This window comes from Runella zeae DSM 19591, from assembly GCF_000423565.1.
GTDB classification, from domain to species: Bacteria; Bacteroidota; Bacteroidia; order Cytophagales; family Spirosomataceae; genus Runella; species Runella zeae.
On sequence record NZ_AUIF01000082.1, the window covers coordinates 1 to 8409 of the forward strand.

Genomic DNA, 8409 nt, shown 5'->3' on the forward strand with positions numbered 1-8409 from the left:
TTTTAATAGTAAACTGCCATTTTATTTTAATTTGTTTATCATTACGTTCTTTGACAATAGCCTCAATTTCGGATTCAAGTTTATCTTGCGTTGGAATTCTACGATTAAGGCACTGCTTTGATAAGGCTGAAAATTCGATTTCTATCATATTCAGCCAACTGGCGGATTTAGGAGTATAATGGATTTCAAACCTTTGGGCTAATTCATAGGCTTCATCAGCGGGTAAAGTCTCATAAAAGGAACTGAAATTATGCGTGTTTAAATTATCTTGAACCAGCCTGATTTTGATAGCCTGAGGATATAATTTAACCAATTCCTGCATAAATTCGGCGTACTCTTTCTTAGTTCTTTGTGGATAAACTTTGGTAAATCTATGACCTTTTAATGGTTCAATAGCCCCCAAGAGGCAACAGGAACCATTTTTTTTATAAGCATAATGTTGTTTGGCTACCTTACCCTCTTGTGTTGGAATGGGTGCAACCGTATCACCAATTAAGAAACAGGGACGTTCATCAAAGCAGACCACAGGGTACAATGGATCATAAGGTAATACGTATAAACCCAAAATGTCTTCCATTCTAGCAAGGAATAAAGCATCTATTTTTCCGATACACCAATAGATTTTTAGGTGGGGTTTGACTTCATTTTTTTTAGTATAACTCCCACTTGATTATGAGAAATATGCTCACAATACCCTAATTCAACAACTTTTTCTGCTAAAAGGCGTAAAGACCATTCGGCATGACCCTCTGGGCTTTCACTACAAGCTAAGGCTGTTATTTTAGCTCGCTGTAAACCATCTATTTCTATGGGACGACCACTACGGGGTTGGTCTTCTAAGAAGTTTAATCCGTTAGCATTATATTTATCTCGCCATGATAACAAAGTGGGGTTACTGCAATCCACTATTTGCATGACTTCGACAAACGTTTTACCAGAATCTAATAATTGCAAGGCTATGGCTCGTTTATATTGTTTTGCTTTTAAGCTACCTTTTGATAAAAGTTCCGCCAAAAGTTGCTTATCTGAATCGCTAAGTTTGATATGTTGCTTCTGCATTTGTCTTTTTTGAAGCAATATACAAAATTTTAACTTATTTAAATTACACTGTACTTAGTATCAGGCATTAATTCGCCATTGGCATCATAGGTAGGCAAGCGAACATCAAACGGACGTCCAAATATCAGGTACTTTTTACGTCGAAGATAAAAGCCAATTATACCATACAGATTTCCTACTACTTGTTGATGTTGTGTATAGGGCGTAGGTATTTCAAAAACCTTCCCTTTAATAAGTTCTACAAACTCCTCAAATTGCCATTTGAGATATTCTGAGTAGGTATAGCTACCATTCTTATCCAATTGAGAGAGCGAAGTTATTGGCATAGTTGTAGCGTCTTTTTGCAAAAATAACCAATTAATCGTCGTCTATCAAAGTATTAATTTTGGTCAAAAATAAACAAAGAACCAAAATCGCTATTGTTTGAGCGAAGGGCGTCATGTCACTTTGAAGGGAATCTTGCAATTTTGTATCGTATTATTCTCCTATTGCATTAATCTCAAATTGATATGTCAAACCAACCAACAACTCTCTTCGACAAAGTGTGGGATGCACACGTTGTCCGCAAGATTGCAGACGGCCCCGATGTATTGTTCATCGACCGCCACTTTATTCACGAAGTAACCAGCCCAGTTGCGTTTTTGGGCTTGGAAAGCAGAGGTATTGGCGTGTTGTTTCCTAACCGTACGTTTGCGACGGCCGACCACAACACCCCTACCATCAACCAACACTTGCCAGTAGCAGATCCTCTTTCGGCCAATCAGCTCAAGGCGTTGGAAACCAACACCGCCAAATACGGCATTTCACACTGGGGCTTAGGTCACCAGAAGAACGGGATTGTACACGTAGTTGGACCAGAAAACGGTATCACCCTTCCAGGTATGACCATTGTTTGTGGTGATTCACACACTTCTACCCACGGCGCATTTGGAGCAATCGCGTTTGGTATCGGTACATCGGAAGTAGAAATGGTATTGGCGTCGCAGTGTATCATGCAGCCAAAACCCAAGAAAATGCGCATTACCATCAATGGTCAATTGGGGAAAGGTGTCCTTCCAAAAGATGCGGTTTTGTACATCATTTCTCAAATTTCGGCCAGTGGTGCTACGGGTTACTTCGTAGAATACGCTGGGGACGTGTTTGAAAACATGAGCATGGAAGGCCGTATGACGGTTTGTAACATGTCGATTGAAATGGGTGCGCGCGGTGGTATGATTGCCCCTGACGAAAAAACCTTTGCATACTTAAACGGACGTGAGCAGTCTCCAAAAGGCGAAGCTTGGGAAAATGCCGTTGCGTACTGGCAAACCCTCAAAACCGACGAAGGCGCTGGGTTTGACTTGGAATACACCTACGACGCGGCCGACATTGAGCCACAAATTACGTACGGAACCAACCCTGGCTTGGGAACGGGTATTACCAAACACATCCCGAAAGCTGCCGATGTACTTGACGGAGCCGCTTCATACGCTAAGTCGTTGAACTACATGGGATTTGCCGAAGATGAAAGCATTTTAGGCAAAGCCATTGATTTCGTCTTCTTGGGAAGCTGCACCAACGGACGTATTGAGGACTTCCGCGCGTTTGCCTCGGTCGTAAAAGGTCGCAAAAAAGCCGACAACGTTACGGCTTGGTTGGTACCAGGTTCACACATTGTAGAAGCCCAAATCCAAGAAGAAGGTATTTTGGATATTTTGACCGAAGCAGGTTTTCAATTGCGCCAACCAGGCTGCTCGGCTTGTTTAGCGATGAACGACGACAAAATTCCTGCGGGTAAATATGCTGTGAGTACCTCTAACCGTAACTTTGAAGGTCGTCAAGGCCCAGGAGCGCGTACGTTATTGGCCAGCCCATTGGTAGCTGCTGCTGCGGCTATTACGGGTAAAGTCACAGACCCACGGGAGTTTCTTTAACCTCGGCTATCGGCTGTCAGCTGTCGTACCGAATGCGATGCGTCAAATTTTTAATAGTTGAAACAATGCGAGATTTTAGAAAGTATGTAGTTTGGGAGCAAAGTCATAAATTGACTCTACAGATATATAAAGAAACCAAAAATTTTCCAAGAGAAGAGTTGTATGGTTTAGTTTCTCAAATCCGGAGAGCAGTTACGTCGATACCCACTAATATTGCCGAAGGAGCGGCAAAATCAAGCGAAAAAGATTTTGCGAGATTTTTAGGTATTTCCTTTGGTTCAGCTTCTGAATTGGAATACTTGATGTTGTTATCTAATGACTTAGGCTTTATAGAAGCTCAAAAGTATGAGTCAATTCATCAAGAAATTGTTTCAATTAAAAAGCAATTGTATCATTTGATTAATAAACTAAATGCTTGATGTTAAAGGCTCTGAGGTTGAAAAGCTAATTGCTGACAGCCGACAGCCGATAACCGATAGCCCACAAAAAATGGCATACGATAAATTCACCATACTAACCAGTTCGGCAGTGCCGCTTCCGTTGGAAAACGTGGACACTGACCAAATCATCCCCGCTCGTTTCTTGAAAGCCACTGAGCGTAAGGGATTCGGCGACAACCTTTTTCGCGATTGGCGCTACAACGGCGACGACACGCCTAAGGCCGATTTCGTTTTAAACAATCCTTTGTACAGCGGTAAAATCCTAGTAGGCGGCCGTAACTTCGGAAGCGGTTCGAGCCGTGAGCACGCTGCTTGGGCTATCTACGATTACGGATTCCGTTGTGTAGTATCCAGCTTCTTTGCAGATATTTTCAAAAACAACGCCATCAACGTAGGGATTTTACCCGTAACGGTGAGTCCTGAGTTTTTGGATAAAATTTTCCAAGCCATTGAAAAAGATGCCAACGCTGAGTTGACGGTCAACCTTCCTGAGCAAACCATCACGATTGTTGCGACGGGCGAATCGGAGTCATTTGACATCAACGGCTACAAAAAACACAACCTCATCAATGGCTACGACGATATCGACTATCTACAAGCTATGAAAGAGGAAATCGGTGCGTTTGAAGCCGCTCGGCCTTACTAATTTCTATGAGATACATCGAAATAATGGATACGACACTCCGCGACGGTGAACAAACCAGCGGAGTGTCTTTTTCGGCTTCGGAAAAATTGGCCTTGGCTCAAATGCTCCTTACCGAACTAAAAGTGGACCGAATCGAGATTGCTTCTGCACGGGTATCAGCGGGGGAATTTAAAGCGGTTCAAAAAATTACGAAGTGGGCGCAAGAAAATGGCTACATTGACAAGGTAGAAGTACTCACTTTTGTCGACGGTGAGGCGTCAATTAACTGGATGCTTGAGTCAGGAGCGAAAGTGATGAATCTCCTTACAAAAGGCTCGCTCAATCACTTGACGCACCAGCTCAAAAAAACGCCCGAAGCGCACTTTGCTGACATCCAAAAAGTAATCGAAGCAGCCCAATCGAAAGGAATTTCGGCCAACGTTTACCTCGAAGATTGGAGCAACGGAATGCGCAATTCACCCGAATATGTATTTCAATTTCTTGATTTTCTAACCACTCAGCCCATTCTACGGGTGCTGCTTCCCGATACATTAGGCGTACTTACTCCTGCCGAATCGTATTCGTACATCAAGTCGATTGTGGAACGCTATCCCAATCATCACTTCGATTTCCACGCCCACAACGACTATGACCTCGGCATTGCCAACGTCATGGAAGCCGTGCGGGCAGGCGCACACGGGTTGCACTTGACCGTCAACGGCATGGGCGAGCGAGCGGGCAATGCCCCCTTGGCCAGTGCCATTGCGGTATTGAAAGACTTTATGCCAGAAGTAGAAACGGGTGTCGTGGAGGAGTCGTTGTTTTCGGTGAGTAAGATTGTCGAAACCTTCTCTGGGTTACGCATTCCTGCAAACAAACCTATTGTGGGCGACAACGTGTTTACCCAAACCGCAGGAATTCACGCCGACGGCGACAAGAAAAACAACCTCTATTTCAATGAGTTGATGCCTGAACGTTTCGGACGGAAGCGTTCGTATGCTTTGGGAAAAACGTCGGGCAAAGCCAATATCGAAAATAACCTGCGCGAATTGGGCATTAAGCTTTCTGACGAAGACCTCAAGAAAGTGACACAGCGTATCATCGAACTCGGCGACCGCAAAGAAGTAGTGACGCAGGAAGACCTTCCGTACATTATTTCGGACGTATTGGACACCAATGCGATTGAGTTCAAGATTGAGATTCTCAATTATGTCCTGACGCACTCCAAAGACCTTCGCCCTTCGGCGACGCTCAAACTCAAAATTGAGGACGAGACGTTTGAAGAAAACGCGCAAGGCGACGGTCAGTACGATGCGTTTATGAATGCATTGAAGAAGATTTACGCCAAGAAAAGCCTTGAACTTCCTTTGTTGACCGACTACGCCGTCCGTATCCCAACGGGTGGAAAAACCGATGCCCTTTGCGAAACGGTCATTACGTGGAACTGGAACGCCAAAGAATTCAAGACCAGAGGGTTAGACTCTGACCAAACGGTTTCGGCCATCAAAGCCACGCAAAAAATGCTGAATTTGATTTCGCTTTAAAAGATAATTGATTAACCACGGAGTATCACAGAGTTATGGCACGGAGTTATACGGAGTTTGATAATCTTACTGGCAATATTTTAAAATGTGCCTACGAGGTACATACAAAATTAGGGCCAGGTTTGTTAGAAAGTGCTTATAAGGAGTGCCTAGCCTACAAATTACAAGCAGAAGGGTTATTTGTTGAAAAAGAGAAAGCAATCCCCTAATTTTTGAAGAAGTAAAACTTGAGTGTGGTTACCGAATTGACATCTTGGTCGAGAAATCAATTGTATTAGAATTGAAGTCAGTAGAATCTTTAAATGATGTCCATACAGCACAAATATTGACTTATATGCGTTTAGGCGAATACAAAATTGGGTATTTGATGAATTTTAATGTAAGCAGCTTACGGAACGGCATCAAAAGGTACGTATTATAAAACTCTGTGTAACTCGGTGACAAACTCAGTGTAACTCAGTGGTTAAAATTCAAAATTACAAATGGCAAAAAAACACATCCTTATCGTACCCGGTGACGGAATCGGGCAAGAAGTTACCACGGTTGGTAAACAAGTACTAGACCGTATCGCCGAAAAATTCGGCCACGAATTTACCTACGACGAAGCCCTCATCGGCCACGTCGCCATCGAAGCTACGGGCGACCCGCTTCCTGAAGAAACCCTCGTAAAAATGCGCGCTTCGGACGCTATCTTGTTTGGCGCCGTAGGTCACCCAAAATACGACAACGACCCATCTGCGAAAGTACGTCCAGAGCAGGGCTTGTTGAAAATGCGTAAAGAACTTGGTTTGTACGCCAACCTCCGCCCTATCAAGTTGTTTGATGAATTGTTGGAAGCCTCAAGTATCAAGCCCGAAATCCTAAAAGGCAGCGATATTCTCTTCTTCCGCGAATTGACGGGCGACGTGTATTTTGGAAAACGCGAGCGTCTCGACGACGGAAACACGGCATACGACACCATGATTTATAGCAAATACGAAGTAGAGCGTATTGCCCGTAAAGCATTTGAAGCGGCTCGTACCCGTAGCAAAAAATTGATGTCGGTTGATAAAGCCAACGTTTTGGAATCGAGCCGTTTGTGGCGTGAAGTAATTCAAAAAATTGCTCCTGAATATCCAGATGTAGAAGTTGAGCATCAGTTCATTGATGCTGCTGCGATGTTACTTATCAAAGACCCACGCCGTTTTGACGTAGTCGTAACGGGTAACCTTTTCGGTGACATCCTTACCGACGAAGCCAGCCAAATCGCAGGTTCTATGGGTATGTTGGCCTCGGCCTCAGTAGGTGACAGCACGGGCGTTTATGAGCCTATCCACGGTTCGGCGCACGACATTACGGGCAAAGGCGTAGCCAATCCGTTGGCTTCTGTACTTTCTGCCGCGTTGTTGTTGGATATTTCCTTTGGCCTAAAAGCCGAAGCAGATGCCATCATCGCAGCGGTTGATAAAGTATTGAAAGACGGTTTCCGCACGCGCGACATCGCCAACAGCGAAACTCCAGCCGACAAAATCCTAGGCACCGACGCCATGGGCGCTGAGTTGTTGAAGCATTTGTAGACGAAATATTACTTGATCTTTTGAGTCGTAATATTTTCTTACTTAAGTAAGAGTGATAAAGAAAACCCCCATGTTTTGCGCCAGCCTTGGCTATGCTAAATATGGGGGTTTCATATTATTCCGAATTCACACTAAATAATTAATTAGAATCATTTGTCATTTGGCTTTTAGTATACAAGTACTATAACTTCATTTGATAGCTATGGAGATTCAACTGCCACTAAACATAAATACAGAAGAGGCTGTATTAAATTGTATAAAGATATTGTCTTCTGTTGTCGATGATGAAATATTTATTGCCTATTCTAAAAAAATAAAAGTTATAATAGCGAAAACTGGAGATTTGAAACTTCAAATATATTTTAAATCTAAGTATGATGAGGTTGTATTAAAAAGGGAAGGTAAAACAAAAGATGATTTGTTGAATAAAAATAACTCTATTTTAGAAAATAAAAATGAGAAAAATAAATCAGTTTTCGCAAAAAAAGAGGGTTCTTTTTTTGATAATGATACCGTAGAAGGAGAGCCGTCAACTATAGTTGATGCCTACAGTAATATACTAAATCAACGAGAAAAAAGTGAAGAACTTAGAAGTAGAATTTTTTGCCTTACGAAAGAAAATAACCGACTCTTGAGTTTTGAAAAAGTAGCACAAATCAAGCTAAAGGAGAAAGAAGAAGAAATAGGTATATATAAAAGTAAAATTTTAAACTTAGAGAAAGATTTTGAAGATTTGAAAAATAATTATACAAATTTACATACCAAATATGTCAAATTAAAAAATATAAATATTCAAGCAAAAAATGAAATCTTATCTATTAAGAATAACTATATCACTACCATTGATTTACAAAAAATAGCAATATCTAGCCTTAAAAAACAGTTAGATAGCTATAAGTCCTTAAAATTAGAAAAGTTAACTCTGATTTCTATTAGAGTTGTTCTTTTGCTGATAATCAATATTTTATGATATATTTGCGGTAATTAACATTTTAATAAGTTATTATGAAATCACAAAGAATTAGTATATTTAGTAATATAAAATCTGATAGAGATTTTCGAGCTACAACAGGCCTTAGTAAAGAGGAGTTTAATAGGTTATCTGAAAAGTTTTCTTGTTATTATACTCCAACAGTTCTATCAGGATTTCCTAATGGGTTTGGTAACAATAGTATATTTCAAAACTCAAAAGAAGCTTTGTTTTTTTTATTATATCATTATAAAGTAGCGACTACTTATGATGTTCTTGCTATTAGTTTTGGCATCGGAAGA

The 8409-nt window shown here is 41.6% G+C and carries 10 protein-coding genes and 1 pseudogene; 8 read left to right on the forward strand and 3 right to left on the reverse strand.

The features are described 5' to 3' along the window. From G563_RS0117770 to G563_RS35160, 3 genes are all read right to left on the reverse strand, one after another. Window positions 1-622 (reverse strand): IS630 family transposase (locus G563_RS0117770; protein WP_169579773.1); only part of this gene is annotated, 622 nt, incomplete at its 3' end. 2 nt (window positions 623-624) lie between these two features. Continuing rightward, window positions 625-1059, reverse strand: a complete 435-nt coding sequence (locus tag G563_RS0117775) for a helix-turn-helix domain-containing protein (protein ID WP_028666138.1) — start codon at window positions 1057-1059, stop codon at window positions 625-627. Window positions 1060-1097: 38 nt separating this feature from the next. Further along, complete coding sequence (locus G563_RS35160) at window positions 1098-1385, reverse strand: Uma2 family endonuclease (protein WP_037327364.1); 288 nt, start codon at window positions 1383-1385, stop codon at window positions 1098-1100. 183 nt (window positions 1386-1568) lie between these two features. On the opposite strand from G563_RS35160, the gene leuC reads away from it, so the two are divergent. The 8 genes and pseudogenes from leuC to G563_RS38695 form a co-directional block, all read left to right on the forward strand. After that, entirely contained in the window at window positions 1569-2972 is a 1404-nt protein-coding gene (gene leuC, locus G563_RS0117785; RefSeq protein WP_028666496.1) for a 3-isopropylmalate dehydratase large subunit, read from the forward strand. A gap of 65 nt (window positions 2973-3037) precedes the next feature. Continuing rightward, the gene (locus G563_RS0117790) at window positions 3038-3391 is read left to right on the forward strand and encodes a four helix bundle protein (protein WP_028666497.1); all 354 of its coding nucleotides are present in this window, start codon (window positions 3038-3040) and stop codon (window positions 3389-3391) included. A 70-nt stretch (window positions 3392-3461) separates the two neighbouring features. Further along, on the forward strand, window positions 3462-4058 hold the full coding sequence (leuD, locus tag G563_RS0117795; protein ID WP_028666498.1) for a 3-isopropylmalate dehydratase small subunit: 597 nt from the start codon (window positions 3462-3464) through the stop codon (window positions 4056-4058). Window positions 4059-4081: 23 nt separating this feature from the next. Continuing rightward, complete coding sequence (locus G563_RS0117800) at window positions 4082-5581, forward strand: hydroxymethylglutaryl-CoA lyase-like TIM-barrel protein (RefSeq protein WP_445508772.1); 1500 nt, start codon at window positions 4082-4084, stop codon at window positions 5579-5581. Window positions 5582-5616: 35 nt separating this feature from the next. Next, window positions 5617-6002 (forward strand): annotated as a pseudogene (locus G563_RS35165) (GxxExxY protein). A 61-nt stretch (window positions 6003-6063) separates the two neighbouring features. Next, the gene (leuB, locus tag G563_RS0117810; protein WP_028522076.1) at window positions 6064-7137 is read left to right on the forward strand and encodes a 3-isopropylmalate dehydrogenase; all 1074 of its coding nucleotides are present in this window, start codon (window positions 6064-6066) and stop codon (window positions 7135-7137) included. A gap of 202 nt (window positions 7138-7339) precedes the next feature. Next, the gene (locus tag G563_RS0117815) at window positions 7340-8107 is read left to right on the forward strand and encodes a hypothetical protein (RefSeq protein WP_028666500.1); all 768 of its coding nucleotides are present in this window, start codon (window positions 7340-7342) and stop codon (window positions 8105-8107) included. A gap of 35 nt (window positions 8108-8142) precedes the next feature. Continuing rightward, window positions 8143-8409 (forward strand): hypothetical protein (locus tag G563_RS38695; protein ID WP_211235288.1); only part of this gene is annotated, 267 nt, incomplete at its 3' end.

Bases quoted from the DNA above. Each gene is read 5' to 3' on its own strand.
- G563_RS0117775 (WP_028666138.1), bottom strand. From the start codon at position 1,059: ATGCAGAAGCAACATATCAAACTTAGCGATTCAGATAAGCAACTTTTG.
- G563_RS35160 (WP_037327364.1), bottom strand. From the start codon at position 1,385: ATGCCAATAACTTCGCTCTCTCAATTGGATAAGAATGGTAGCTATACC.
- leuC (WP_028666496.1), top strand. From the start codon at position 1,569: ATGTCAAACCAACCAACAACTCTCTTCGACAAAGTGTGGGATGCACAC.
- G563_RS0117790 (WP_028666497.1), top strand. From the start codon at position 3,038: ATGCGAGATTTTAGAAAGTATGTAGTTTGGGAGCAAAGTCATAAATTG.
- leuD (WP_028666498.1), top strand. From the start codon at position 3,462: ATGGCATACGATAAATTCACCATACTAACCAGTTCGGCAGTGCCGCTT.
- G563_RS0117800 (WP_445508772.1), top strand. From the start codon at position 4,082: ATGGATACGACACTCCGCGACGGTGAACAAACCAGCGGAGTGTCTTTT.
- leuB (WP_028522076.1), top strand. From the start codon at position 6,064: ATGGCAAAAAAACACATCCTTATCGTACCCGGTGACGGAATCGGGCAA.
- G563_RS0117815 (WP_028666500.1), top strand. From the start codon at position 7,340: ATGGAGATTCAACTGCCACTAAACATAAATACAGAAGAGGCTGTATTA.